Source organism: Paenalcaligenes sp. GW821-LYS-B07-1, from assembly GCF_058803365.1.
The window spans coordinates 2668642-2694121 of sequence record NZ_CM179516.1 but is presented as its reverse complement, the minus strand read 5'-3'; the positions used below and the strand labels follow the sequence as shown (position 1 = coordinate 2694121).

Annotated in this window: 22 protein-coding genes; 9 read left to right on the top strand and 13 right to left on the bottom strand. The window is 51.1% G+C overall.

The window, feature by feature from the left end:
* Window positions 1–5: 5 nt before the first annotated feature.
* The gene (locus AC3QL0_RS13000; RefSeq protein WP_493008862.1) at window positions 6–1703 is read right to left on the bottom strand and encodes a thiamine pyrophosphate-binding protein; all 1698 of its coding nucleotides are present in this window, start codon (window positions 1701–1703) and stop codon (window positions 6–8) included.
* A gap of 149 nt (window positions 1704–1852) precedes the next feature.
* Between AC3QL0_RS13000 and AC3QL0_RS12995 the strand changes: the two genes are divergently transcribed.
* Window positions 1853–2746 (top strand): LysR family transcriptional regulator, encoded by an 894-nt coding sequence (locus AC3QL0_RS12995; protein ID WP_493008861.1) that lies wholly within the window; start codon window positions 1853–1855, stop codon window positions 2744–2746.
* A gap of 738 nt (window positions 2747–3484) precedes the next feature.
* Here the strand turns inward: AC3QL0_RS12995 and purU are convergent.
* From purU to AC3QL0_RS12975, 4 genes are read right to left on the bottom strand one after another with little or no spacing between them, the layout of a single operon-like run.
* Window positions 3485–4336: a formyltetrahydrofolate deformylase gene (gene purU, locus AC3QL0_RS12990; RefSeq protein ID WP_135861563.1), complete on the bottom strand. Its 852-nt coding sequence runs from the start codon at window positions 4334–4336 to the stop codon at window positions 3485–3487.
* 39 nt (window positions 4337–4375) lie between these two features.
* The gene (locus tag AC3QL0_RS12985; RefSeq protein ID WP_493008860.1) at window positions 4376–4888 is read right to left on the bottom strand and encodes a flavin reductase family protein; all 513 of its coding nucleotides are present in this window, start codon (window positions 4886–4888) and stop codon (window positions 4376–4378) included.
* 19 nt (window positions 4889–4907) lie between these two features.
* Entirely contained in the window at window positions 4908–5537 is a 630-nt protein-coding gene (pdxH, locus tag AC3QL0_RS12980; protein WP_493008859.1) for a pyridoxamine 5'-phosphate oxidase, read from the bottom strand.
* Window positions 5538–5542: 5 nt separating this feature from the next.
* The gene (locus tag AC3QL0_RS12975) at window positions 5543–6127 is read right to left on the bottom strand and encodes a gamma-glutamylcyclotransferase (protein WP_493010992.1); all 585 of its coding nucleotides are present in this window, start codon (window positions 6125–6127) and stop codon (window positions 5543–5545) included.
* Between the two features lie 218 nt (window positions 6128–6345).
* On the opposite strand from AC3QL0_RS12975, the gene AC3QL0_RS12970 reads away from it, so the two are divergent.
* A complete protein-coding gene (locus AC3QL0_RS12970; protein WP_493008858.1) occupies window positions 6346–7137 on the top strand; it encodes a tRNA threonylcarbamoyladenosine dehydratase in 792 nt (263 codons plus the stop codon).
* On the opposite strand, the gene AC3QL0_RS12965 is transcribed toward AC3QL0_RS12970, so the two are convergent.
* The 3 genes from AC3QL0_RS12965 to uvrA are packed head-to-tail and all read right to left on the bottom strand — an operon-like array spanning window position 7134 to window position 14496.
* Window positions 7134–7760 carry an aminotransferase class IV gene (locus AC3QL0_RS12965; protein ID WP_493008857.1) on the bottom strand — a complete coding sequence of 209 codons (627 nt, stop codon included), beginning with the start codon at window positions 7758–7760 and terminating at the stop codon, window positions 7134–7136. The two genes, AC3QL0_RS12970 and AC3QL0_RS12965, sit on opposite strands and share 4 nt — an antisense overlap.
* 10 nt (window positions 7761–7770) lie before the next feature.
* Window positions 7771–8883, bottom strand: coding sequence for an aminodeoxychorismate synthase component I (gene pabB, locus AC3QL0_RS12960; protein WP_493008856.1), 1113 nt, complete (start codon window positions 8881–8883; stop codon window positions 7771–7773).
* A 3-nt stretch (window positions 8884–8886) separates the two neighbouring features.
* On the bottom strand, window positions 8887–14496 hold the full coding sequence (gene uvrA / locus AC3QL0_RS12955; protein WP_493008855.1) for an excinuclease ABC subunit UvrA: 5610 nt from the start codon (window positions 14494–14496) through the stop codon (window positions 8887–8889).
* Between the two features lie 148 nt (window positions 14497–14644).
* Between uvrA and AC3QL0_RS12950 the strand changes: the two genes are divergently transcribed.
* Window positions 14645–14773, top strand: coding sequence for a hypothetical protein (locus tag AC3QL0_RS12950; protein WP_278249003.1), 129 nt, complete (start codon window positions 14645–14647; stop codon window positions 14771–14773).
* Window positions 14774–14911: 138 nt separating this feature from the next.
* Window positions 14912–15847 (top strand): glycosyltransferase family 2 protein, encoded by a 936-nt coding sequence (locus tag AC3QL0_RS12945; RefSeq protein WP_493008854.1) that lies wholly within the window; start codon window positions 14912–14914, stop codon window positions 15845–15847.
* Here AC3QL0_RS12945 and AC3QL0_RS12940 read toward each other — a convergent pair whose 3' ends face one another.
* On the bottom strand, window positions 15848–16321 hold the full coding sequence (locus AC3QL0_RS12940; RefSeq protein WP_493008853.1) for a hypothetical protein: 474 nt from the start codon (window positions 16319–16321) through the stop codon (window positions 15848–15850).
* 168 nt (window positions 16322–16489) lie between these two features.
* Between AC3QL0_RS12940 and ettA the strand changes: the two genes are divergently transcribed.
* The 3 genes from ettA to AC3QL0_RS12925 all read left to right on the top strand — a co-directional run bounded on the left by ettA (window position 16490) and on the right by AC3QL0_RS12925 (window position 19068).
* Window positions 16490–18163 carry an energy-dependent translational throttle protein EttA gene (gene ettA / locus AC3QL0_RS12935; protein WP_135861572.1) on the top strand — a complete coding sequence of 558 codons (1674 nt, stop codon included), beginning with the start codon at window positions 16490–16492 and terminating at the stop codon, window positions 18161–18163.
* An 18-nt stretch (window positions 18164–18181) separates the two neighbouring features.
* Window positions 18182–18718: an isochorismatase family protein gene (locus AC3QL0_RS12930; RefSeq protein ID WP_493008852.1), complete on the top strand. Its 537-nt coding sequence runs from the start codon at window positions 18182–18184 to the stop codon at window positions 18716–18718.
* Window positions 18719–18834: 116 nt separating this feature from the next.
* The gene (locus AC3QL0_RS12925) at window positions 18835–19068 is read left to right on the top strand and encodes a YMGG-like glycine zipper-containing protein (protein ID WP_493008851.1); all 234 of its coding nucleotides are present in this window, start codon (window positions 18835–18837) and stop codon (window positions 19066–19068) included.
* Window positions 19069–19242: 174 nt separating this feature from the next.
* Here AC3QL0_RS12925 and minE read toward each other — a convergent pair whose 3' ends face one another.
* The 4 genes from minE to AC3QL0_RS12905 form a co-directional block, all read right to left on the bottom strand.
* Window positions 19243–19515, bottom strand: a complete 273-nt coding sequence (gene minE, locus AC3QL0_RS12920) for a cell division topological specificity factor MinE (RefSeq protein WP_493008850.1) — start codon at window positions 19513–19515, stop codon at window positions 19243–19245.
* A gap of 1 nt (window position 19516) precedes the next feature.
* Entirely contained in the window at window positions 19517–20332 is an 816-nt protein-coding gene (gene minD, locus AC3QL0_RS12915) for a septum site-determining protein MinD (RefSeq protein ID WP_493008849.1), read from the bottom strand.
* 102 nt (window positions 20333–20434) lie between these two features.
* Window positions 20435–21211 (bottom strand): septum site-determining protein MinC, encoded by a 777-nt coding sequence (minC, locus tag AC3QL0_RS12910; protein WP_493008848.1) that lies wholly within the window; start codon window positions 21209–21211, stop codon window positions 20435–20437.
* 2 nt (window positions 21212–21213) lie between these two features.
* The gene (locus AC3QL0_RS12905) at window positions 21214–22971 is read right to left on the bottom strand and encodes a glutamine--tRNA ligase/YqeY domain fusion protein (protein ID WP_493008847.1); all 1758 of its coding nucleotides are present in this window, start codon (window positions 22969–22971) and stop codon (window positions 21214–21216) included.
* 114 nt (window positions 22972–23085) lie between these two features.
* Here AC3QL0_RS12905 and AC3QL0_RS12900 point away from each other — a divergent pair, with 114 nt between their 5' ends.
* Window positions 23086–24423 (top strand): cytochrome ubiquinol oxidase subunit I, encoded by a 1338-nt coding sequence (locus tag AC3QL0_RS12900; RefSeq protein WP_493008846.1) that lies wholly within the window; start codon window positions 23086–23088, stop codon window positions 24421–24423.
* Window positions 24420–25469, top strand: coding sequence for a cytochrome d ubiquinol oxidase subunit II (locus AC3QL0_RS12895; RefSeq protein ID WP_493008845.1), 1050 nt, complete (start codon window positions 24420–24422; stop codon window positions 25467–25469). Before AC3QL0_RS12900 ends, AC3QL0_RS12895 begins: the two co-directional genes overlap by 4 nt.
* Window positions 25470–25480: the final 11 nt, after the last annotated feature.

Below are 25480 nucleotides of genomic sequence, written 5' to 3'. Positions count from 1 at the left end.
GTGTTCTAACGATGTTGAGTGTTAAGCGCATGTTCGCGGATCTGGTCCAGGCTCATACTTGGCGTAATGGCTTGGGGGTCCTGCAAACAATGCAAAATGGCGGGTTTGCCGCTTGCCCGTGCTCGTTCAAAAGCAGCTGGGAAATCGGCACTATTTTCTACCCGTTCGCCGTAGCCACCAAAGGCTTCAGCATAACGGGCGAAGTCGGGGTTGTTCAATACCGTGGCAGAAACGCGGCCAGGGTACTCACGTTCTTGGTGCATACGGATGGTGCCGTACATACCGTTATCAATCAGCAAAACGATAATAGGCAGGTCGTATTGCACGGCTGTGGCAAACTCTTGGCCGTGCATCATGAAGCAGCCGTCACCCGCAAAGCAGACTACGGTGGATTCAGGGTTAATACGTTTGGCCGCTACCGCAGCAGGTAAACCATAGCCCATAGAGCCGGAGGTAGGTGCTAGCTGTGTACCAAATTCGTTAAAGCGGTGGAAGCGGTGTAGCCATGTTGCATAGTTGCCAGCACCATTGCACATAATGGCATCAGCGGGCAGAGCTGTACGCAAATGACGCATTACATCCGACATCTGGAACTTACCAGGGCTACGAATGGCGTCTGGGTTGCTCCAGTCCAAATAGCTTTGATGTAGCGTTTTGACGCGCTCAGCATCCGCTTTGTTGCTTAACTGTTCTGGCAAGGCAGCCACGAAATCTTTGGGGCTAAGTGCAATACCAAGCGTGTTTTGGTAAGTACGGTTTAGCTCACTGATGTCGGGGTGCACGTGAATCAGGGTTTGATGCGGGGTAGGGATATCAAACAAGGTGTAGCTTTGGCTAGGCACCTCGGACATGCGTCCACCCAACAGCAAAATCGTGTCGGCTTCTTTGATGGCGGCAATCAGTTTAGGATTCACGCCCAAGCCCACATCCCCAATGTAGTTGGGGTGATCGGCTGAAAACAGCGCTTGTCGTCTGAACTGTACGGCAACCGGCAAATGATTTTTTTCAGCAAAGTCTTGGAAAGCGTTGCGGCTTTCTGCTGTCCATCCGCTACCACCCAGAATCGCCAACGGTTTTTTGGCGTTAGACAGTAGGCTGTCCAGTGACTGCAATTGACTACTACTTAGGCCACCACTGACAGGCTCAGGAATACGAGCATCAGGGGCGGTGCTGGTTTCTACCAACATGTCTTCCGGCAACGCTATGACTACTGGGCCGGGACGTCCGCTGGTGGCAATATGAAACGCACGAGCAATGATTTCAGGAATACGATCAACTTGATCGATTTCAGTTGCCCATTTGCACTGCGTACCAAACACAGCGCGGTAATCCATTTCTTGGAAGGCTTCGCGCTCGCGCATGCCTCGTTCGATTTGGCCTACAAATAAAATCAGTGGGGTGGAGTCTTGTTTAGCAATGTGTATGCCAGCCAGTGCATTGGATGCACCGGGGCCACGTGTGACCATACAAATCCCGGGTTGGCCCGTAAGTTTGCCATAAGCGTCAGCCATCATGGCTGCGCCTCCTTCTTGGCGGCATACGGTAATATCAACCTTGGCGTCGTGCAGGCCGTCTAATACGGCCAGGTAACTTTCACCTGGCACGCAGAATACGTGCTCAACACCTTGTTTGACCAACTGGTCTACCAGCAGATGGCCACCTAAACGGGAGTGTTGCATATGTGTTTTTGTAGTAGTAGTCATAGTTGCAGGTTATGTGCGTTTGTGGCACAAATCAATTGATAAAATTGCACAACATCGTGTGTTAAATGCACGACCAAAAAATATAGTAGAGAATGTTTGGTGCAGCAGATAGTTGCAGCGCAACATTTGTAATGGGATACGGGTAAACCATGAGACACGGAGTACCAAGTTTAGGGGCGTTACAGGCGTTTGAAGCCACGGCACGACTGGGATCATTTTCGCGGGCGGCAGAAGAGCTATCGCTCACGCATAGCGCGGTGTACCGACAGGTATCCGGGCTAGAGGAAAGCCTAGGCGTGCAATTGCTCACGCGTGTACGACGTCGCATTGCCTTGACGGATGCGGGGGCAGAATATGCTGCACGCGTGCGCTTGCATTTAGAGCAATTGGAAAAAGACACACTCAGTTTGATGACGCGTTCGGCCATGGGGCGTAGTTTGCACTTGGCCGTACTGCCCACACTGGCAACAGTATGGTTGATGCCCATTTTGGCTGAGTTTGCCAAAGTGCGTCCCGACATCACGATCAACTTATCCATACGCACATTGCCCTTTCAGTTTGCGGACAACCCCTTTGATGCGGCTATTTACCATGCTGCGCAATTGTGGCCACGCACGCAGGGCATCAAGCTGTTTGAGGAAAGTGACCTAGTACCAGTGTGCACACCAGCTACCTTGGATCATGCCCAAGGGCAGATACAAAAGATGACGCATCTGCACATGATCTCTAGGCCAGACGCATGGCGCATGTGGTATCGAGAACAGGGGCTGGAGCACTTACCGTTGGCTGAAGCTGGACCACGTTATGAGCTGTTTTCTTTAACCTTGTTGGCGGTACGTGCGGGAATGGGTGTGGGATTAATCCCTAGATTTCTTGTTGAGACCGAATTGCAAAACGGTAGTTTGGTGACGGCGCACGAAGGTACCTTGGCAGGGCGTGAGGCGTATTTCTTCAGCTACCCTGTGGATAACGAAAATATGGAAGCGTTGGTGGCATTCAGGGATTGGTTGAAACGTAGACTGGGATTGCCGGCGAAGGGCTAACGATATTTAGGATTTCGGGGGGACGGAGAGGAGATCTTTGTGATTTGGTGTCTCAAATCACAAAAAGTACTCCTGCAATTCCCAGCGTGTGCGATGAATGTGGCACCAACATACTCATCACTGGTTGCTGTAGCTAGCACTGCGAAAAGTATTTTTTAATTTGTACACCAAATAAAAAAATACTTTCCTCCGTTTTCCCTCCATCGCTTGCCACGGTTTTAATGAGGTTGCTGTTGAGGCTAATGTGTACTTCTGTGGCAGATGAAGGGGCATGTTTACCAGTTTCTGAGGATGCTTGCTTATTCTGTGGGCTGATCATTTAGGTACTTTCTGCGTTCATCGAAACAACTAAGCTGTATTTCCTGATGGTGCAGCTGACATTACAGACGACCTAAACACTTGTGTCCCAATCGGATCAAGCTGCGCCAATAACGCAAAAGAAAGGGCTGTAAATCTCACTACACTCAGATCAACCGGGGGACGGAGAGGAAACTTTTTTGATTTGGTGTACAAATCACAAAAAGTATTCCTGCAGTTCCCCGACATGTGCGATGAATACAGCACTACTCATACTCACCACTGGCAGCGCATGCGATGAATGCGGTATCAAGTCCCCACCACTGGCTGTATTAGCCAGCACTGCAAAAAACAAAAAACCTCTGGCGCAACAACACCAGAGGTTCTTCAGTCTAGCTACCTAGGGGAAGAGACTCTGCCCCTGTACAACAGCTTACCGCCTTAACGGAACACAATCGTACGCTGGCCATTCAGCAAAATACGATGCTGAACGTGTGCTGCTACCGCACGGGACAACACCAGCGATTCCACATCACTACCCACTTGGGTCAGCTCGTGAGCGCTCATGGAGTGGTTCACGCGTTCGATATCTTGTTCAATGATTGGACCTTCATCCAAATCTTCAGTCACGTAGTGAGCCGTTGCACCAATAATTTTCACACCGCGAGCATGTGCTTGGTGGTAAGGGCGTGCGCCTTTGAAGCTAGGCAAGAAGCTGTGGTGAATGTTGATGGCGCGGCCAGACAACGCACGGCACAGTTCGGGTGACAAGATTTGCATGTAACGAGCCAACACCACCAGATCAATGCCCAGAGTGTCTACGAAACGCAGAATTTGTTGTTCTTGTTCTTGCTTGGTTTCAGCCGTAACAGGCAGGTGGTGGAAAGGGATGTTGTAAGACGATGCCAACGTAGCGTGGTCTTGGTGGTTGGACAACACCGCTGCAATTTCTACTGGCAACTGACCACTATGTGTGCGGAACAACAAGTCGTTCAAGCAGTGGCCCTGACGGCTAACCAAAATCAAGATGCGTGCTTTACGACTGGCATCATAGATGTGAGCATCCATGTTGAACTCGGTGGCCAGTGGAGAAAAGGCCTCGTTCAGTTCTGTGACGTTGGTCTCTTTACCTGACAAAGAAAAGTGAATGCGCAGAAAGAAACGCTCGGTTTCTGCATCGCCAAATTGCTGGGCTTGAACCACGTTACCGTGTTGTTCCAGCAGCCAGCCAGTAACGGCGTGGACGATACCTGTGCGATCAGGACAGGAAAGGGTCAGGATGTAGTCAGACATTGTGAGGTGTAGAAGATAATTAAAATTGTTTGGTAAAGCTTAACGCGGGGTCAACGCAAACTTGCTGGCGTGATAAATCAGGGGGGCGGTATCAGTGTGCATGCAGTGTTCTACTTGACCAATAAACAGGTAGTGATCGCCTGTTTCATGTTGGCTGACATTGCGACACTCAAACCAGGCGCACAAGCCCTGATCTTCCAGCATTAAGGTGCCACCCGGTGCACGACCTAATGGATGACCGTGAAAACGTTCGGCTTGAGGGCCCATTGCAAAGCGTTTGGCCATTTTTTCTTGGGATGCGCCCAGCACGTGAATGACGTAGCTTGGTGCATGCAGAAAGTGTGGCAATGATCGGGCTTTTTTATCCAACGACCAAACGATAAGCGGAGGATCCAGCGATAACGTGTTAAATGAACTGGCCGTAAGACCCCACGGCTCGCACTCAGGCGCGAGCCCTTCGGTAGTAATTACGGTGACACCTGTAGCAAAGCGGCTTAGTGCAGACTTGAAAAAAGGTGTATCAAATGTAGGGGGAGAAAGCTGTTCAGACATGGCGGCATACACTACCATATCAAGGCGCTAAACGCGATACAGTCCACTCAGATTCTGTGAGATTAAACACAAATCTATCGTGCAAACGGCAGGCACGACCTTGCCAAAATTCAATGTGCTCAGGCACTAACACGTAGCCGCCCCAGTTTTCTGGGCGTGGTGGATGATCACCATACTGTTTTTGCAGTTCTTGCACACGTTGTTCTAGATCGCTGCGTCGTACAGGTTGGCTTTGTGGTGAAGCCAGTGCGCTGATGCGGGATTCTACTGGGCGACTGTGGAAGTATTCGTCAGCAATTTCTGCGCTCAGCTTGTGCACACGGCCTTCAAAACGTACTTGGCGGTGCAGGCTAGGCCAGAAGAACATCAAGCAAGCACGATCGTTATGGGCCAAGTCTTGGCCTTTACGTGAGTCGAAGTTTGTGAAGAAACGTAGACCGTCTTCTTCGTAGTTCTTCAGCAAAACAATGCGTGAGGTAGGCTGGCCTTCAGCATTCACCGTGGACAATGTCATGGCAGTAGGCTCAATAGCATTGTCGTCCATGGCTTCTTTTAGCCAGTGGTGAAACTGTACACGGGGGTTAGGATCCAGCCCGCTTTCGTCCAGCGTGAATCGGGTGTATTCGTTGCGGTAATCAGAAAGTTTCATGGTCGTCAGGCTGTCTGTAAAGCTGAGGAAGAGAGTAGGGACGAATTTTTTTGCAATGCTTGCACTAAGGATTGCAGTCGTTTGTCTTCAATTTTAGACCTTTTTAGGGCCTCGGCTGTTTCCATTACGTATTCAATGCAGGGGCCATTAATGCCATGAGCACCATAAATCACATGGATAAGCTGCTCTAATGGCATACGAGGCACGTAGCCTTGATAGCTGCGGTTCATCACAAACACCAGCGCATTCACCATGCCGTGTTCGGTATGGCATGGCAACCAGCGCGGAATGTAGGCACCGCTAGGCATTTCTCTGCGCCATAAGGCGTCAAAGGCTTCGGGTACTTCGTGACCGGCAATCCTAAAGGCCATACCTCGACACGAGCCACCATTATCCAAACCAAACACCACCCCCGGGCGTTCCGGAGTGCCGCGGTTGATGTGCGACCACAGGCACAACGAGCGGTGGTAACCATGCAATCTGGCATGACGTTGCTCCAGAAAATCAAATTCTGGGCGCCAGATCAAAGAACCGTAGCCATAGACCCAGACATCCGTGCCGGGAGTCCAGTGTGCCAAGCTATGTTGCATGGATTGATTACGTTCAGCGTCACTAAGCACCTTAAAGGATGCGGGAGTGGGTACGTCAGAAACAGGATAGGTGTTCACGGTAATGGCTTAGTAGAAGATTCCATTGACAGAATATAGTCTTGTATTGTAGAACAACCGGCCACGACTGGCGAAACCACGCGTTAAAATGTGGGGTAATTCACGCAAGCGCGCTGTTTTGAATGCAAAGGATAGTAGCAATGAGCGAGAGCTTTGAACGACGTTTTGGTGCTCTGGACCGTTTGTACGGTGCAGGCAGTACAGCGGGCTTTGCCGCTGCACACATTATGATCGCCGGTATTGGCGGGGTGGGTAGTTGGTGTGCGGAAGCGGTTGCGCGTCATGGCGTAGGGAAAATCACGCTGATCGATTTGGACCATATTGCCGAATCCAACATTAATCGTCAGTTACCCGCGTTGGGTAGCACCATCGGTAAGGCCAAAGCGCTGGCTATGGCCGAGCGTATTGCGGACATTAACCCACAGGCTCAGGTAGAGATCGTGGATGATTTTGTCAGTGCCGACAACATCGCTGAACTGTTGCAGTTGCAGCCTGATGTACTGATTGATTGCACCGATCAGATCAGCGCCAAATTAGCGATGGTGGTGGAAGCCAAGCGTTGCAAGGTGCCCTTGATTGTGTGTGGCGCTGCTGGTGGGAAGCGTGATGTGTTGGCGTTGCGTAGCAGTGACTTATCGCAAACCTCACACGATGCCTTGTTGGCCAGATTGCGCAATCAATTACGCCGCCAGCATGGTTTTCCCAGACCCAAAGCAGAAAAGGGGGCACGCATTCCTAAAATGGGCGTGACCTGTTTGTGGGTTGAAGAAACCGCAGTGATGCCAGAGTTGTGGACGCAAGGGGAAAGCACTGAAGCACCACAGGGGTTGTCGTGTGCGGGTTATGGGTCAGCAGTGACATTAACGGCCAGCATGGGGCTGGCCGCTGCGCAATTAGCCATCAATAGGATTGTGGCTAAACAGGCTGGTTAATCCACCAGTTTGGCGTTCAGCCAGCCTCGTAATGCATTGGATACCCGTATGGCTTGCGCATGTTGCAAGTCAGCGGGGGTTAATACCACCTCTTTGGCTTGGCCACTGTGCAGCAATTCTTCACGCATTACACCGGGTAATAGCCCACAGCGTAAAGGCGGAGTGAGCCACTCATCATCGCGTTGCACATAAATATTGCTGCGACTGCCTTCGCATAACTCATCTTGTTGATTGAAGAAGATTACGTCAAACAGCTGTGGTTGATGACGTAGTGTCTGCGTGGCGGCTTGGTACCACGGCCTATGGCTGCTTTTGATGGCTAACCATGGGCTTTCAGGTAAGGGGGTATCGGCCAGCATAATAGATACAGGCTCTACATCAGGCTCTAGGGCAGAGTGTTCCAAAATGGGCTGCCCTTCATTATCCAAGGTAAGACGCAAGCGCCACACGCCATCGTCTAGCGATGCTACGTACTGCGCTATATGTGTGGTGATGTTATCGCGGCAAAAAGTGTAATTCAGTTGCTGAGCGGAGCGTTGCAAACGATCTAGATGCCGTTGCAGCAGGGCGATCTGGGCATGTTCTACGCGCATGGTTTCAATTAGCGTGGGATGTATGCTCATGACTGCGTCCTTATTGGGTAAGAATAGGGCTGCCCAGAATACGTGCTTTCCAAAGCAGTTCTTGCCATTCTAGTTCGGGATCGGAATCGTGCACAATGCCTCCGCCTACACCAAAAATAGCCTCATGATTAGTGTGGAATTCCAGCGTGCGTATTGCCACGTTAAAGCGGAAATCACCATGGGGTGCTAGCCAACCTATGCTGCCACAGTAAATGCCGCGCTGGCGTTGTTCTAGCGCTTGTAGGGCAGTCATTGCAGCCAGTTTGGGTGCGCCTGTAATAGAGCCACAAGGGAACAAGGCTAGCAGTAGTTGCTCAATATCGTGCTCATCACACAGCGCTTGGATGGTGGACGTCATGGTCCACACTGAGGGGTACTGTTCCACACTCAGTAACGATTCCACCTTAACACTACCAGGGCGTGCCAATCTTCCTAAGTCATTACGCAGCAAATCCACAATCATGACGTTTTCCGCACAGTCTTTTTCGCTGTGGTGTAAGGCGTGGGCAGAGGCTTGATCTTCAATTGGATCAGAGAAGCGTGGGCGAGTGCCTTTCATGGGGCGTACGCGTAGTAAGTCGCCTGTGCGTTCTACAAATAGCTCCGGAGAAAATGAGGCAATCTGGCGGTCTTCGTCTTGGATGAATGCCGAATAAGCCGTAGGGTGACGCTGCGCCAGTGCTCTGTACACCTGTTTGGGGGCTTGATCACTGTGCACGTGAATGGGCACGGTGTAATTGGCTTGGTAGTATTCGCCGTTGTGAATGTCAGTGCGTATGCGTTCTATGGCACGAACGTAATCGGCTTTTTTCTGTGCCAATGTGCAGCGTAGAGTAGGTTCGTGTTCTGCGGACTCCCATGGTTGGGTATGTTGCGCAGAACTATAAAACTGGGCGGTGAGCAAAGGGGCAGCGCGAGGTGCTGTAGGTCCAGCGACGCCCAACAGGGCAGCACCCAACTCATAGTCCAGCAGCAAACTTGTCCACAGCCCTTTTTGCTGAGCGCGACGAATGGCCTCAAAGACAGCAGGCAATTCGTCTGCATGGTGAGCCGCTACACGGTCAACCGGGTTTTCTAGTACTAACGCCTGACGAGTCAGGCGGTTTTCAAAACGACAATACATGAATCAAGGGGTTAAAAATTCGTTGAGAGCTATACCGGTATGGGAGGTTTTGGTGCGACGAACAACGTCTGGGTCTGCCTGTACGACTAAACGACCACCGCCAGAGCCTCCTTCAGGGCCTAAGTCTACAATCCAGTCGGCTTCGGCAATCACATCCAAGTTGTGCTCAATCACCATGACAGTATTGCCCGCATCGGTAAGGCGGTGCAGCACATGAATTAGTTTTTCGGTATCGGGAATAGACAGACCAACAGTAGGCTCGTCCAGCACGTACAAGGTGTGGGGCAGTCGGCTGGCTCTACCGGTGCGGATTACACCTTCGTCCAAACGGGCTTTGCTTAGTTCGGTCACCAGTTTAACGCGCTGCGCTTCACCACCCGATAAGGTGGGTGAAGCTTGGCCTAAGGTTAAATATCCCAAGCCTACGTCTTGCATCAGTTTCAATGGGCGGGCAATTTTGGGGCTGGTAGCAAAGAACTCTACCGCTTCATCCACTTCCATTTTCAGAATCTCGCCAGCATTTTTACCTTGCCAGCGTATGCTGAGGGTATCGTCGTTGAAGCGTTGGCCGTGGCAGCTTTCACAAGGCACTTTAATGTCTGGCAAGAAGCTCATTTCTAGCGTCAACATACCTTGCCCACCGCAGGCAGCGCAGCGACCATCGCCAGTATTAAACGAGAAGCGAGAGGCATTCCAACCGCGCATTCTGGCATCGCGGGTGTCGGCTAATAGACGACGGATGTTGTCCCAGAAACCAATGTAGGTGGCAGGGCACGAGCGCGGTGTTTTACCAATAGGAGTTTGGTCTACTTCTAACACACGGTCTAAGGGCTCCCAGCCTTTGATACTGACACAACCTTGCCATGGCCCATCTTCACGTTTGGGCAGTGTACGCAGTAGGTTATCCAACAGCACTTCGCGAGCGAAGGTGGATTTTCCGGAGCCTGATACACCTGTGACAACGGTTAGACGTTCCAAGGGGACTTGAGCCTCTACATTACGCAGGTTATGCAGGTGTGCGCCTACTACGGTGAGCATAGGGTGCTCGTCGTCGATGGGGCGACGTGGCTGCATAGGGTGAACAATAGGCTGACGCAGATAGCGACCTGTCAGGGAGTCGGGGTTCTGCATGATTTCTTCTACTGTTCCCTCGGCAACCACCTTACCACCACGAGAGCCAGCACCTGGCCCCATATCAATAATGTGTTTGGCTTGGCGTATGGTGTCTTCATCGTGCTCCACCACCACCAACGTATTGCCGTTGGACTCCAGCCTTTGCATGGCGTTCAATAAAATCTTGTTGTCGCGTGGGTGCAGCCCAATGGTGGGCTCATCCAGTACGTAGCACACCCCTTGTAGGTTTGACCCCAGTTGCGATGCGAGACGTATACGCTGTGCCTCACCACCGGATAGGGTGGGGGCGGCACGGTCTAAGGCTAAATACCCCAGCCCCACTTCTTCCATAAAGTGCAGGCGGCTACGTATTTCAGCCAGTAAGTCGCGAGCAATATCTTCTTCGCGGCCTTTAGTGTTCAAGCCGGTAAAGAAGGAGCAGGCTTCATCCACGGGCAGAGCAGCCAGCTCGGCAATAGAGCGGTCGCGCCACGAGAAGGCTAGCGACACGGGGTTCAGGCGTTTACCTTGGCAGCTTGGGCAGGTATGGGCTTCGCCTTCGTATTGAGTAGTCCAGCTGGCTTCTTCACCGCTTTGTTCGCTAGTGAAACCTTTGAGCTGTACGCCAGTACCGAAACAGCTAGGGCACCAACCGTGCTTGGAGTTATACGAGAACATGCGCGGATCAGGTTCAGGGAAACTGGTGGCGCAGCATGGGCAAGAGCGTTTGGTAGAAAAACGCTGTGTGTTCGGTTGCAATTGCAGGCCACTGTCGCGTCTGCTTTCTACGGTGCCGCTAGTGGCTTGGCTGATAGGGGCCAGTACGATCACGCTACCTTTGCCGTGATCCAACGCCGTGTGCAACGCTTGTCGAAGTGCTTGCTCTTCTTTGGGGTCTACGATCAGATCAGCAATAGGCAGATCAATGCTGTGTTCTTTATAGCGGTCCAGTCGCGGCCAGGGCGAGACGGGGATAAACTCACCGTCCACACGCAAATGGCTGTAACCTTTGCTGCCTGCCCATGTGGCCAAGTCGGTGTAGTAGCCTTTCCTAGCATTAACCAACGGCGCCAAAATACCTATGTGTTCACCACGGTGCTGCGTCATGATTTGCGCCACGATTTGCTCTGCCGTTTGTGGCTCAACCGGTACATGGCAAGTAGGGCAGTATTGCGTGGCCAGCTTCACATACAACAAGCGTAGGAAGTGGTGGATTTCTGTCATCGTGGCCACGGTAGACTTACGTCCCCCACGGCTGGTGCGCTGTTCGATAGCCACGGTAGGCGGAATGCCATAGATGGCATCTACATCGGGCTTACCAGCAGGCTGCACAATAGAACGTGCATACGCATTCAGCGATTCTAAGTAGCGGCGCTGACCTTCATTAAACAGAATATCGAAGGCCAAGGTAGATTTCCCCGAGCCCGATACACCGGTAATCACGGTAAAGGTATCGCGAGGAATGCTGACGTTAATATTCTGTAGGTTGTGCTCTTTGGCGTTCAAAATGCTGATCACATTTTGCAGCTCGTAAGACGCGGTAGGCTCTTTGACTACCGGCATTGGGATAGCGCCTTCACCCACGATGCTGGCTTGGTACTCTTTTAAGGCTTTACCGGTGTAGGACGAGGTGCTGAGCATCAGGTCAGCTGGTGTGCCAGTGGCGACCAGTTCGCCGCCATACAAGCCGCCATCGGGGCCCAGGTCTATCACCCAGTCGGCTGCTAGCACCATATCCAGATTGTGCTCAATCACCACTAATGAATGCCCAGCTGCTAACAACTTGCGGAAAGCCAGCATCAGTTTGGCAATGTCATCAAAGTGCAAGCCAGTGGTGGGCTCATCAAATAGGAATAGGTTACCCTTTTTGGCGACTCTGGCTTGGGCAAGTGGACTTTTTGCTGCGCCAGCCAAGTGACCAGCCAGTTTCAAACGTTGAGCTTCACCGCCTGATAAGGTGGGTACGGGTTGCCCTAATTTGAGGTAATCCAAGCCCACGTCGCACAATGGCGTCAGGGCCAGTTGTACATCGCGCAGTCCTGCAAAGAAGGCCAGTGCTTCGTGCACGGTCATGTCTAGGACATCGGCAATGTTGGTGCGTTTACCTAAGTGCTCAATTTCGACCTCCAGCACTTCGGGGCGGAAGCGTTTGCCATCACAGTCAGGGCAGCGTAAATACACGTCTGACAAGAATTGCATCTCTATATGTTCAAAACCGGTGCCGCCACAGGTAGGGCAGCGGCCTTCGCCACTGTTGAAGCTGAACATGCCGGGGGTGTAGCCGCGTTCCAGTGCCAGCGGTGCACGGGAAAAGAGTTTGCGTATGGGGTCAAAGGCACCCACGTAACTAGCCGGGTTAGAACGCGCTGTTTTGCCTATGGGGCTTTGATCCACCATAAAGACTTCAGCGATCTGTTCTGCCCCTAGCAGCGCGCCAAACTCGCCAGGAGCTTCGGTGGCCAACCCTTTGTTTTTCAGGATGGCGGGGTACAGCACATCTTGAATAAGTGTAGATTTGCCTGAACCGGATACCCCAGTCACACACACCAAACGCCCTAACGGAATGGAGACGTTGATGTTTTTCAGGTTATGGGCACTGACGTTTTCCAACAGTAAACGCGGTGTATTGTCTTGCACCGGCATAGGGTTGGGGGCGTGTATGCGTTTTCTACCACTGAGGTAATCGCCTGTGAGCGTGTTGGCATTGCGCAGATCTTTAGGCGCACCATCAAACAGAATTTGACCACCACGTTCACCGGGGCCAGGGCCTATATCCATAATGCGGTCAGCGGCCACCATGACTTGTGGATCGTGTTCTACCACCACCAAGGTATTGCCGTTGTTACGCAGACGGTGCATTACCTCTACGATGCGGTGCATATCACGAGGGTGCAAACCGATGGACGGCTCATCCAACACAAATAAGGTGTTCACCAAAGAGGTACCCAGTGCCGTCGTCAGGTTAATACGTTGAACTTCACCACCGGATAAGGTGCGGCTTTGCCTGTCTAAAGATAAATAGCCTAAGCCCACATCACACAAGAATTGCAGCCGCGAGCACACTTCATCGCGCAGTAATGCAGTAGCTACATCAAAAGCACCGCCGGTTTGGAAGTGTTTGAAGTACTCATTGACCTGATCTATAGGCATTCGCATCAAGTCGTGGATGTGTAGCCCGGGTAGGGCGTCTAACTGTGCTTGGCTCCACAATGCGCGTACAGGCATGAAGCGCTGATAGCTGCCGTCGGCGTCATGTGATTCCGTACCTACGCGCCATAAAAGGGCGTCCGGTTTTAAGCGTGAGCCTTTGCAATGTGGGCAGGGGGTGTAGCTGCGGTATTTAGACAGCATCACCCGTACGTGCATACGGTAACTACGGCTTTCTAGCCAATCAAAGAAGCGGGCCACACCATACCATTGGGTTTCCCATGCTTTACGGCTTTCTTTCCAATCGTCTGCGCCGTAGATTACCCAATGTTTTTCGTGTTCGCTGAGGGTGTTCCATGGGGCAGATAAGCGTACGCCGGCAGCAGGCGCATAGCGTTGCATGTCGTCTTGGCATTGCTTGTTTGACGCGCTCTGCCAAGGGCGTATAGCCCCTTCCAGCAAGCTTTTGTTTTCGTCAGGAATGACCAAACCATAATCAATGCCCATGACGCGGCCAAAGCCACGGCAATGTTCGCAGGCCCCTAACGGCGAGTTGAACGAAAAGGTGCTGGGCAGCGGAGTTTGGTAATCAATATCGCAGCGTGTGCAGTGTAGGCGGTTGTTGTAGCGCCATTCTTGTTCAGGGCCGTCAGTGGATTGAGACGCAAAGATACTGACCTGTCCGTTACCGTGGGTGAGGGCAGCGTCTAAGGCTTCCATCAATCGTGCGGGTTCGGCGTTGCTTAGGCGGAATCGGTCTTGTACTACATAGAGAGTACGTAGTGAGACCGCGTCCTCCGGCTTTTCTTTGTGAACGCGTGTGTAGCCTTGCTGCGCCAAGAAGTTTTCTACTTCCTCTTGGGTGAAGTTAGCGGGCACAGTGACAGCAAAGCTAATCACTAAGCGGGGATCATGTTCAGCGCAGCGTTGCTGTAAGTCTTCAGCGATGGATTGCGCGCTATCCGGCTTCACTTCGTGGGCACAACTGCGGCAGTACAGTTTTCCTAAACGTGCATAGAGCAGTTTTAGGTAGTCGTTCAGCTCAGTCATGGTACCTACTGAGCTGCGAGAGTTACGCACAGGGTTAACCTGGTCAATCGCAATGGCAGGCAGCACACCTTCTATGCGGTCTACCTGCGGTTTGTCCATGCGATCCAAGAATTGTCGCGCGTACGGAGAGAAGGTTTCTACGTAGCGGCGCTGGCCTTCGGCATACAAGGTATCAAAGGCTAACGAGCTTTTTCCTGAGCCAGATACACCCGTCAGTACTGTCAGTTCGCCCGTATTAAAGCTGACATCCAGGTTTTTTAGGTTATTTTGGCGGGCGCCATACAGACGTATTTGAGAGCTCATGGTGCAGAGAAAACGACAGTTAGGAAGGAAAGTAGCCAAGGATTAGACTGCGGTTCTTTGTATCTTAGCGCGGTTTACGGTAGAATTTCGGATTGTCCCTAAAGGCGGCTTTTTATTTGTCGCCGGGTTATAGAATTCGGAGATCAGCATGGCAGAAATCAAACGCACTCGCCGCAACACGCTTGAGCGTCGTTGCCTGGGTAAAGCTTTCAAACGTTTGTTCATTCGCTCCCCTAAGGGCGTGTTCAAAATGCTTGAGAAAGTAAAACGCGCCTAAGTGTAATGTAGGCGGATTTCCGCCCAGTATGCTTTAGCATAAAAAAACCACAACCTACTTTCGTAGTTGTGGTTTTTTTATGCCTGTTTGTAGCAGTATAGTTGGTGTTCACTCAATGTTTCTCTTTTGTGAGGGTGTATGGCTCCTGCGGCTGCTTGTTGGGCATACCGATTTACGGTACTGACCCCCTCTTACAACCGTGCTCATACCTTAGAGCGGGTTTACCGTTCCCTATGCGCACAGACCATACGAAACTTTGAGTGGGTGGTGGTGGACGATGGCTCCATTGACGACACGCGTAGTCTGGTACAGCGTTGGCAGAGTGAGGCTAACTTCCCTATTGTGTATCACTGGCAACCTAATCAACATAAAAAAACAGCCTTTAATACTGGGGTGCGCTTAGCGCAAGGCGAGTTGATCGTGGCGTTGGATAGTGATGATAGTCTGCTGGAGGACGCACTCAGCCGATTAGAAAAAGAGTGGCTGAATATCCCTGCAGAATCACGTCATTTTTACGTGGCTGTCGTTGGGCTTTGCCAAAGGCCAGATGGTAGTGTCGTGGGCGATAAGTTCCCGGAAGACCCCCTAGATGTGACCTCGTTAGACCTGAATTTTCAATACAAAGTGCGGGGCGAAAAATTTGGCTGTTTAAGCACTACGGTGCTGAGGCAGTTCCCATTTCCAGAGCTCGTATCGGGTTTCGTGCCTGAAAGCATAGTGTGGCGTGCCATTGCACGAGCCGGGTTTTTGACCCGTTTTGTGAATCAGGTATTTAGGGTGTATTACGACAGCGCAGACTCGCTGTCTCACCAAGGGCGTAATAGCCAACAGCATGCACTGGGGTTGTGGTTGCTCGCACAAGATACCTTGAGCAACTGTATGCCGTGGTTTAGGTATGCACCGGTGGAGTTTCTCAAAGCGGCAGCGCGCTATACACGTTTCAGGTTGCATTGCAAAGCCACACAGCAGGCTACACCACCTTACTATACCTTGAAAGGCATAACCGCCCATCTGTTGGTAGCACTCATGTGGCCAGTAGGATGGGCGTTATATATGCGAGATAAGCGACGTTAATTAGTGCAGAGTGCGGTTAGGAGCATCGGGGATGAATATCTGGGCATCGCTTTCTTCATCGTCTGGCTCGTCGTCGATACTGAGATCGAAAGGCAATAGTTCGTTCAGCGTTTCGCTCCAACCCACATCATCACCTTGGTCGTCGAGTTTCACGTAGCGTATGCCTTCCATGTCTATACGCTGCACAGCCCACAAGAAACGACAACTGTAGGTTTCATTTTCGGCCAATTGCACACCGCCTTGGCTACCCAATAAGCGTGAGTTAGCGCCGCCTATTTGCACAACCGTCATGTCGGTGGAGTCATCTTCCACATTCAGTGGAATGGCGAATATCACCCATTCAAAACCCGTTTCACCAGCATCCATGACTTCGGCGAGTACTGGTTTGCCTAAGTAGGCGCTCAAGGCGTCTGCAGTGCGTGCCAGCAGGTCTATATCGGCTTCGGTGAACAGCAGGGAAGCGGAGTCAGTCATGTTTATGTCGTAAAAGAATAAAAAATCATTTTAAAGCAGATGCACAGCTTTGGCTTGTCAGTGGTTGCGGCTTTCCCGCATTGTTACGTCTGACATTAGCGTAATGAGCAGTGCCTGGCCTACAATTGGGGCTTTGCTATTTCCCTTTTTTCTTAGCATCGAGTATTTATGGCTCAGTTTGTATACACCATGAACCGGGTGGGCAAGATCGTCCCTCCCAAACGTCAGATTCTACGTGATATCTCCCTGTCTTTCTTTCCTGGTGCCAAAATTGGTGTGCTGGGTCTGAACGGGTCAGGTAAGTCTACCTTGCTGAAAATTATGGCAGGTGTGGATAAAGAAATTGAAGGTGAAGCCATCCCCATGCCGGGGTTGAACATTGGCTACCTGCCGCAGGAACCTAAGCTGAACCCAGAACACACCGTACGCGAAGAAGTAGAAGCGGGTTTGGGTGCGGTATTTACTGCTAAACAGCGTTTGGAAGAAGTGTACGCTGCCTACGCCGAGCCCGATGCTGATTTCGATGCATTGGCTGCTGAGCAGGGTGAGCTAGAAGCGATTATTGAAGCGGCTGCCACCAGCGGTAGTGATGATATCGCTACCCAAATGGAAATTGCTGCAGACGCACTGCGTTTGCCACCATGGGATGCCAAAATTGCCAACCTATCTGGTGGTGAGAAACGTCGTGTTGCGCTCTGTCAGTTGTTGCTGTCCAAACCAGATATGCTGCTGCTAGACGAACCTACTAACCACTTGGATGCGGAAAGCGTGCACTGGTTAGAGCAGTTCCTGAGCAAATTCCCCGGTACTGTTGTGGCGGTAACGCACGATCGATACTTCTTGGATAACGCGGCTGAGTGGATTCTAGAGCTTGACCGTGGTCACGGTATTCCTTGGAAAGGTAACTACAGCTCGTGGCTGGAGCAAAAAGAAGACCGTCTGAAACAAGAGGAAGCGTCTGAAAGCGCTCGCCAACGTACCATTCAGAAAGAGTTGGAATGGGTGCGCCAGAATCCTAAAGGCCGTCAGGCTAAGTCCAAAGCTCGTTTGAATCGCTTTGAGGAATTGGCATCCCACGAGTACCAAAAACGTAATGAAACTCAGGAGATCTTTATCCCTGTAGCAGAGCGTTTGGGTAACGAAGTGATTGAGTTCAAAAACGTGAACAAGTCCTTCGGCGATCGTTTGCTGATTGAAGACCTGAGCTTCAAAGTGCCACCAGGCGCGATTGTTGGGATTATCGGTCCTAACGGTGCGGGTAAATCCACGCTGTTCCGCATGATTGCTGGCGAAGAGCAACCAGATTCCGGTAGCGTAGAGATTGGTCAAACAGTGAACTTGTCTTATGTTGATCAGTCGCGTGACTCATTGCCTAACGATAAATCGGTATTTGATGCGATCTCGGAAGGCTCCGACATCCTGACCGTAGGCCGCTTTGAAATGCCTGCCCGTGCATACGTAGGTCGTTTTAACTTCCGTGGTTCCGACCAGAACAAGATCGTAGGTGAGTTGTCCGGTGGTGAACGTGGTCGTTTGCACTTGGCCAAGACACTAATCTCTGGCGGTAACGTGTTACTGCTGGATGAACCGTCTAACGATTTGGACGTTGAAACATTGCGTGCGTTGGAAGACGCGTTGCTGGAATTCGCCGGTTGTGTGATGGTGATCAGCCATGACCGTTGGTTCTTGGACCGTATTGCTACCCACATCTTGGCGTTTGAAGGCGATTCCCATGTGGAGTTCTTCGCAGGTAACTACCAAGAGTACGAGGAAGATAAACGTCGTCGTTTGGGTGAGGAAGCTGCCAAACCTACACGTATTCGTTACAAAGCCCTGAAATAATCCTTAAAGGAGTCCTCTATGGCGTTATTGAAAGCACATCAGTGCAGTGTGTTATTGATTGATATGCAGGAGAAGTTATTGCCTGCTATTGCGGATCACGAAGCATTGTTGGAGCGAGTACAGCGCTTCATAGAGGGGGCAAAGCTATGCTCGGTAACCGTCGTGGCTACCGAGCATTGGCCTGACAAAATTGGGCCTACACATCCGTCGTTGTTGCCTCATGTGGATTCGGTGATTGCCAAAACGCATTTTGATGCGTTGCGTGAACCTGCGGTACGCGAGAGTCTGCCTACACATAGACCCAAAGTGTTGTTGTTGGGGGCAGAAGCTCATATTTGTGTGCTACAAACAGGCTTGAGCTTGCATCAGGCGGGCTACCATCCTATCTTGGTGTTAGATGGCATAGGTTCACGTTTGTCATCTAGTTACGAAGCTGCTTGCAAGCGTTGGGCGTATCATGGTTTAGAAAGCGTCACCATGGAAATGGCCTTGTTTGAGTGGTTGGAAACACCAGCAAACCCTGCCTTTAAGTCAGTGTTGAAACTGGTAAAATGAAATATGTTGGAGTGGGCTGTTTCTTCTCCATACAATTTGTCGTAATCCGTACACGTTCCTGACAGTGAAGTCCGTTAAGCTATATCTATCTGACTAGAGTTTTAAGGAGTATCGTCATGAAAATTCACAGCCGTATTGCTAAAGTTGGTATTTTAGTAACGTTGTTAGCATCTGTGGCAGGATGTACCGCTTGGGATGGCATGACTAGCCGTCAAAAAGGCGCGGTATCCGGCGCTGGGGTTGGTGGTCTAGCTGGTGCTGTGATTACGGATGGCGGTGTATTGGGTACTATTGGTGGTGCAGCCTTGGGTGGTTTGATCGGTGATCAGATCGGCAAGAACTCCAACTAAGCAGTAGTACATTTCCCTGATGCATAGTCAGGTGAAAACTAAAAAGCTTGTCTATTCTAGGCAAGCTTTTTTTCTGGGCAAAACCATAGCAAAAAGGCCTGAGTTCTAGTGTGGACTCAGGCCTTTTTAATGTAAGGATAATGCCTTACACCACTGGAAAACGAGGGCTATAAGTTAATTAGCCTTGTCGTTTTCTGCTTGTGGCATTTCGATTTTCACTTCCAGAACTTCTAGGTCGTCTTGGCGTTCCAGGTTGACCTTGATGTCGTCAGGGTTGATGCTGACGTACCGTGAGATAACCTCAATCAGCTCTTTTTGCAAGCGGGGAAGGTAATCAGGCGTAACGCCACCTTTGCCCCGCTCGTTGATCAAAATTAGCTGCAGTCTATCCTTGGCAACATTGGCAGACGTTTTTTTCTTGCCCAGTAGCAAAGAAAGGAAAGACATATTACTTTCCTCCGAAAAGGCGTTTAAACAGGCCTGGCTTCTCGTAATCAACAAAACGCAGGGGTTTTTCGTCACCTAGAAAACGATCAACCACGTCTTGATACGCTGCTGCTGCATCGCAGCCGCGATCATGGATCACGGGTACACCTTGGTTGGAGGCTTGCAAGACTTCTTCGGATTCTGGAATAACGCCAATTAACTTAATACGCAAAATGTCTTCCACATCTTTAAGGGAAAGCATTTCACCATCAAGTACGCGTTTAGGGCTGTAACGTGTAATGAGCAGGTGCTCTTTAATTGGTGTTTGTGCAGTTTCTGCGCGCAGGGATTTGGCAGACAAAATACCCAACATACGGTCAGAGTCACGTACAGAGGATACTTCAGGGTTGGTAACCACCAATGCATCGTCTGCAAAGTAAGAGGCCATCAATGCACCTGTTTCAATCCCGGCAGGGGAGTCGCAGACGATGAACTCAAAGTCCATGGCTTTCAGGTCATCCAGAACCTTGCGAACAGTATCCTTGCTCAGCGCATCTTTATCACGCGTTTGTGAAGCTGGCAGGATATACAGGTTTTCAAGCTGTTTGTCGCGAATCAGGGCTTGGTGCAGCGTGGCTTCACCCTGGATGACATTAACAAAGTCGTAGACTACACGGCGTTCGCAACCCATGATGAGATCCAGGTTACGCAAGCCTACGTCAAAGTCGATTACTGCGGTTTTGTGGCCGCGCATGGCAAGGCCAGAAGCAAAACTGGCGCTAGTGGTGGTTTTACCTACACCACCTTTACCGGATGTCACCACAACAATTCGCGTCATGATAGAGCTATTCCTCAGGTTTTTGATCGGTTATACGGCTAGGCCGTACGGGACGCATCTGGCAAGTGTAACTGCTTGACAGACTTCATTTGTAATCAACTGTTAAGAAAGCGGGTGGATACTCAGATTCTCGCCTTCTAGCTGGATTACAGCGGGTTGTTTGTGTACTGGTTTTTCCAGCGGTTCTTCCACGACGCGGTACACACCTGCAATCGCAATCAGTTCCGGGTCTAACTCGGTAGTGAAGATGCGAGCATTGGTGTCACCACGGGCTCCTGCCATCGCTTTACCGCGCAAGGGGCCATACACGTGGATGTTACCATCGGCAATGACTTCGGCGCCTTGACCTACCACACCAATCACTACTAAATCGGTATCACGCGCGTAAATGCGCTGACCAGAACGTAATTGTCGGTTGATGACCATCGCTGCAGGAGCGATTTGGCTGATTACCGCAGGGGTGACTGCAGCGGGTTCTGCACTTTGTTCTTGCGCTGTAGATAGCGTAGGAACTTCGGCTTCAGGCACGTTAGGACTAGCCGTTGGTCGGGTAGGTGCATTAGAGAGGTCTACTTCTTGCAAGCCTGCGTCTTGCGCGGCTTTCAGCAATGCACCTTTTGCTACCACACCCACAGCATTGAGCTTGTGGGTGTTCAGGGCTTCTAATAGGGCTGTCCAATCCAGTGAGGCGTCGTCAGCCAACTGGCTGGCATCCACCACTACAGGTTCATTCTCGAAGAATGAACCTGCGTCGTGCATGCGCTGTGTCAATGCTGTCAGTAGCTCGTCTGGGTCGCTGCTGTGCAGAACCAGTCGTACGGTGTATAAGGTGGCGCTTTTGAAGTCTAGCGCCTGAGGACCTTTACGTGTTCCAGACATTATTACACCCAAGTATCACGCAAGGTGGCTGTACGGTTCAGTACAGGTTTTTCTGGCGTGGACTCAATAGGATCCGCCATAAAGTAACCCAAACGCTCAAACTGCCAGCGAGCACCAGGTTCAGCTACCAAGCCAGGTTCTACCCATGCGTCTACTGTAGTTAGCGAGTTAGGGTTCAGCAGTGCCAAGAAGTCTTTGTCACCAGTGTCAGGATGCGGGTCGCTGAACAGGCGGTCGTACAGACGTACTTGAGCAGGGATGGCGTGAGGCACGCTAATCCACGTGATATTGCCTTTCACTTTGACCGAGTCTGCACCCGGTGTGCCGCTCTTTGTTTCAGGCATGTACTCTACATACACTTCAGTCACGTTGCCGTTGTCATCTTGTTTGTAGCCAGTGCATGTCACGACGTAGCCGTATTTCAGACGTACGGTGTTGCCGGGGTACAGACGGAAGTATTTTTTCTCTGGCTCAATACGGAAGTCGTCACGCTCAATCCACAGTTCGCGGCTCAAGGGGAAGCTGCGTACGCCTGCTTCAGGATCTTTGGGGTGAGCAGGTGCTGTGCACTCTTCGCTTTGACCTTCCGGGTAGTTGGTGATGATCAGTTTGATAGGATCCAACACCGCAACGCTACGGGGTGCTTTAGGGTCCAGATCGTCACGCAGTGCTTGTTCCAGAATGCTGTAATCAATACGGGAATCGGCTTTGGACACACCAATGCGCTCGCAGAAAAGGCGAATAGCTTCGGGTGTGTAACCACGACGGCGCAAACCAGCCAAGGTAGGCATACGTGGGTCGTCCCAACCGTTAACGTGGTTTTCGACTACCAATTGACGTAGTTTACGTTTGCTGGTGACCACGTAGCTTAGGTACAAGCGTGCAAACTCGTACTGCTGTGGTAGCGGGTCAGCCAAAAGGTTTAAGTCGCGCAGGCGTTCTAATGTCCAGTTGTAGAAGGGGCGTTGGTCTTCAAATTCCAGCGTACAGATACTGTGCGTAATTTTTTCCAGTGCGTCTTCTACTGGATGCGCCCAGCTGTACATAGGGTAAATGCACCATTTGTTGCCAGTGCGGTGGTGTTCAGCATGACGAATACGGTACATAACTGGGTCACGCATGTTGATATTGGGCGATGCCATATCAATTTTGGCGCGCAACGCCATGCTGCCATCTGGATGCTTGCCATCACGCATTTCTCGCAGCAATGTCAGGGATTCTTCTACAGGGCGATCACGCCATGGGGAGTTCGTGCCGGGCGATTTTAAGGTGCCACGGGTTTCACGCATTTGCTCTGGGCTTTGTTCGTCAACGTAAGCGAAGCCGGCTTTGATCAGCGCTTCTGCAAACGCGTACATGTCATCGAAATAGTCGCTGGCAAAGTACAAGTTAGTTTCATTTTGGAAATTCCAATCGAAGCCTAACCAGTGCACCATATCAATAATGGCGTCTACGTATTCCTGTTCTTCTTTTTCAGGGTTGGTGTCGTCAAAACGCAAATGGCAGGCACCCAAGTAGTCGCGTGCTAAACCGAAGTTCAGGCAAATGCTTTTGGCGTGACCAATGTGCAGATAGCCATTAGGTTCGGGGGGGAAGCGAGTGCGGATGCGCGCAGGGTCTACGTCTGCAGAGGCGTGTGCCTGAGCAGGGCCTGGTTTCCCGCCCCAGCGTTTGGACGCATGACGCTGAGCCTTCAGATCTTGGTCGATAATGGAGCGTAGGAAATTCGAAACAGGAGCCGTTGTAGATTCAGTGGTCATACGTAAAATACAAAGAAAATAAATCGGGTGAATCACCCATTTTGCCATGTTCTGTTCACATCATGCGCTTTTCATCAGCACAATTCATAAACACGTTCTAAACTAGCTGACATTATGACGCATTCTGCCCTTTGGTTATCACAGTTGCAGTTTTTTAGCAGTCTGAGCTTCATGGCGATCTTCTTTGCAATGGAGCTTGGACTCGCGTGGCTGTTGCTGATATTTAGATTACGTACCTTGTCTGGCTTGCATTCAGTCTGGCTAGCTAGCTACCGCTTTTGGGTACGGGTATTTGCGTTAACCGTGGTGCTGGGTTTTGCATCCAGCTTGCCCATACTGATTCAATTAGGCAGTTTGTGGCCAGGTTTTAGCAGTCGCACCAGCGAAGTATCTGGGCCATTAATCGCGTTGGCTTTGGCCGTAACCTTAGTCTTCAAAAGTGGTTTCTTGGGCTTAATGCTCTTTGCTTACAGGACCTTACCGCATTGGCTGCATACTATTGTGGTAGCGATTGTGGCTATAGGTAGTACCGTAACGGTGAGTGTGCTGATCGCCTTGTCGTCATGGATGCAGGTACCTACCGGCGTGCAGTGGCAAGATAAGGGGTATCTGGTTACCGATTGGTATGAGCTCTTAACCGGCCCTGCTTTTGTATGGCAATTGGCGGTGTTTTTGCTGTTGAGCATGGTGGTCTCGTGCTGCTTTGTGATGGCAGTCACTGCTGCTAAAAGCTTGCGTAGACCAGCCGATGAAAGTGAGCGTCGTGCTTTTAGGTTGGTGCTGTGGGTGTTGTTGCTAAGCACCGTCTTGCTAGTAGCCTCGGTGTGGGGCTATGGGCAAATGGTGGTGCAATATGAACCCTTGAAAGCGCTCTCTACGGTAGCGCGCTGGCATGCAAATGCCGATGTGTTCTGGCCATTTATTGCGTATCCAGCAGGTCCCGAAGCCGGTAACTTATATAGCTATGGCTGGCGTGGCGTGGGGGCGATGTGGGTTCCGTTGTCTGAAACCGGTGAGTATCTGAGCTTGGAAGGGCAAAGTATTTTGCCGCCGGTGGCACTAGTGTTTTTTAGTTTTAGAATTGCCTTGCTGTTAGGTGCGGCGATTCTCGTGGTGTCTGTACTGACGTGCTGGCGCGTACGACCACAGCATTACGACCCTTCTGCTCTGTCCGTAGGGTGGCGTAGAGTGTTAATTGGCATGGGGGCGGCTGGATGGCTGCTCTTGGTCGTGGGCTTGCTGTACCACTTCTCGGGTGCCTTGCCGTATATGGTGAATGGCTCTATCAAGTTTACCGACGTATTTTCCGACGTACCGTTTGAGTCAGCCTTGGTTTCATTGGTGAGCTATGCCGTCGTCTATGGCTTTTGCTTAGTAGGTTTTTTCATGCTGGTTCGCTATATCGTGCGCTACGGTGTGGTGCCGGTGGCTCGTAGAAGGGGACGTGCATGATTGAAGTCTTAGCCAATGCGATGGGGCTGGCCATTACTGATCCTGTGTTCTGGATGCCGCTGGTATTCTTAGGACTGTTTTTCGTAGTCGTACTGGCGGGCACTATTCTGGATGGTTTTGATATAGGCGTAGGCAGCTTGTCGCTGATAGCGCCTGCAGCACTACGCCCACGTATGTTGTCCTTGCTCAGCCCGTGGCGTGATGCCAATGAGTACTGGCTGTTCTTAGGTATGGTGCTGTTTTTCTGCGCTTTCCCCTATGCCTGGGAAGCCGTGATGGGCAGCTTGTACTTGCCGTTGTGTGGATTGGCTTTAGGGGTATTGCTGCGTTCGGTCAGTTTTGAAATGCGCTTACGAGCGCCCGCTGAATTACAAGCCAAGTGGCAAGTGGCTTTTGGTGTGGGCTCAGTGATTACCGCCTTTGTGCACGGCGTACTGTTAGCTAAAGTGGTGGTCAGCTTTAATAGCGGCGCAGGCTATTTCTGGTTCAGCATTTTTATGGGGCTATGTTCCGTAGCGGCGTATGCGTTGCTGGGCGCTAGCTGGTTAATTATGCGTGAGGCAGGTGAGCTACGAGCCAGAGCCGTGCGTTGGGGGAGTGTGACTGTACGCTGGTTTGCCGCTGGTGCGATTGCTGCGTCGGTGGTGTTAGCGTTGGCTAACCCCGGTGTGCTGCTGAAATGGAGCGAAGGTCTACAGCGCGTGATTGTGCTGGTGCTATGGGGCGCCTTGCTGCTGTGCTTTATCTCGCTAGAGATGTGTTTGCAGCGCATGATTAACAGTAGTTATCGCACAACCGCATTGCCTTTTATGCTGACCCTGATAGTGTTTGTGGCCGTGATGTCCGGTTTAGCCTTTAGCTTTTTCCCATTCTTGGTGTTGGATGAAATCACCATCTGGGATGCCGCTGCCTCATTGCCCGTGATGCAAATAGTAGGAGGGGTGGCAGTACTGATCATTCCTATTATGTTGCTCTTTAATATTTGGGTTTATAAGGGAATGTTTGGGCTTTCTAAACCGCCTGAGCCACCCGAGTTCAGAGGTTAGCTGTGCAGGAC

Bases quoted from the DNA above. Each gene is read 5' to 3' on its own strand.
- AC3QL0_RS12895 (WP_493008845.1), top strand. From the start codon at position 24,420: ATGATTGAAGTCTTAGCCAATGCGATGGGGCTGGCCATTACTGATCCT.
- AC3QL0_RS12940 (WP_493008853.1), bottom strand. From the start codon at position 16,321: ATGACTGACTCCGCTTCCCTGCTGTTCACCGAAGCCGATATAGACCTG.
- AC3QL0_RS12905 (WP_493008847.1), bottom strand. From the start codon at position 22,971: ATGACCACTGAATCTACAACGGCTCCTGTTTCGAATTTCCTACGCTCC.
- pabB (WP_493008856.1), bottom strand. From the start codon at position 8,883: ATGTATTGTCGTTTTGAAAACCGCCTGACTCGTCAGGCGTTAGTACTA.
- AC3QL0_RS12985 (WP_493008860.1), bottom strand. From the start codon at position 4,888: ATGTCTGAACAGCTTTCTCCCCCTACATTTGATACACCTTTTTTCAAG.
- AC3QL0_RS12930 (WP_493008852.1), top strand. From the start codon at position 18,182: ATGGCGTTATTGAAAGCACATCAGTGCAGTGTGTTATTGATTGATATG.
- uvrA (WP_493008855.1), bottom strand. From the start codon at position 14,496: ATGAGCTCTCAAATACGTCTGTATGGCGCCCGCCAAAATAACCTAAAA.
- ettA (WP_135861572.1), top strand. From the start codon at position 16,490: ATGGCTCAGTTTGTATACACCATGAACCGGGTGGGCAAGATCGTCCCT.
- AC3QL0_RS13000 (WP_493008862.1), bottom strand. From the start codon at position 1,703: ATGACTACTACTACAAAAACACATATGCAACACTCCCGTTTAGGTGGC.
- AC3QL0_RS12945 (WP_493008854.1), top strand. From the start codon at position 14,912: ATGGCTCCTGCGGCTGCTTGTTGGGCATACCGATTTACGGTACTGACC.
- minE (WP_493008850.1), bottom strand. From the start codon at position 19,515: ATGTCTTTCCTTTCTTTGCTACTGGGCAAGAAAAAAACGTCTGCCAAT.
- AC3QL0_RS12900 (WP_493008846.1), top strand. From the start codon at position 23,086: ATGACGCATTCTGCCCTTTGGTTATCACAGTTGCAGTTTTTTAGCAGT.
- AC3QL0_RS12925 (WP_493008851.1), top strand. From the start codon at position 18,835: ATGAAAATTCACAGCCGTATTGCTAAAGTTGGTATTTTAGTAACGTTG.
- purU (WP_135861563.1), bottom strand. From the start codon at position 4,336: ATGTCTGACTACATCCTGACCCTTTCCTGTCCTGATCGCACAGGTATC.
- minC (WP_493008848.1), bottom strand. From the start codon at position 21,211: ATGTCTGGAACACGTAAAGGTCCTCAGGCGCTAGACTTCAAAAGCGCC.
- pdxH (WP_493008859.1), bottom strand. From the start codon at position 5,537: ATGAAACTTTCTGATTACCGCAACGAATACACCCGATTCACGCTGGAC.
- AC3QL0_RS12965 (WP_493008857.1), bottom strand. From the start codon at position 7,760: ATGAGCATACATCCCACGCTAATTGAAACCATGCGCGTAGAACATGCC.
- AC3QL0_RS12970 (WP_493008858.1), top strand. From the start codon at position 6,346: ATGAGCGAGAGCTTTGAACGACGTTTTGGTGCTCTGGACCGTTTGTAC.
- minD (WP_493008849.1), bottom strand. From the start codon at position 20,332: ATGACGCGAATTGTTGTGGTGACATCCGGTAAAGGTGGTGTAGGTAAA.
- AC3QL0_RS12975 (WP_493010992.1), bottom strand. From the start codon at position 6,127: ATGCAACATAGCTTGGCACACTGGACTCCCGGCACGGATGTCTGGGTC.
- AC3QL0_RS12950 (WP_278249003.1), top strand. From the start codon at position 14,645: ATGGCAGAAATCAAACGCACTCGCCGCAACACGCTTGAGCGTCGTTGC.
- AC3QL0_RS12995 (WP_493008861.1), top strand. From the start codon at position 1,853: ATGAGACACGGAGTACCAAGTTTAGGGGCGTTACAGGCGTTTGAAGCC.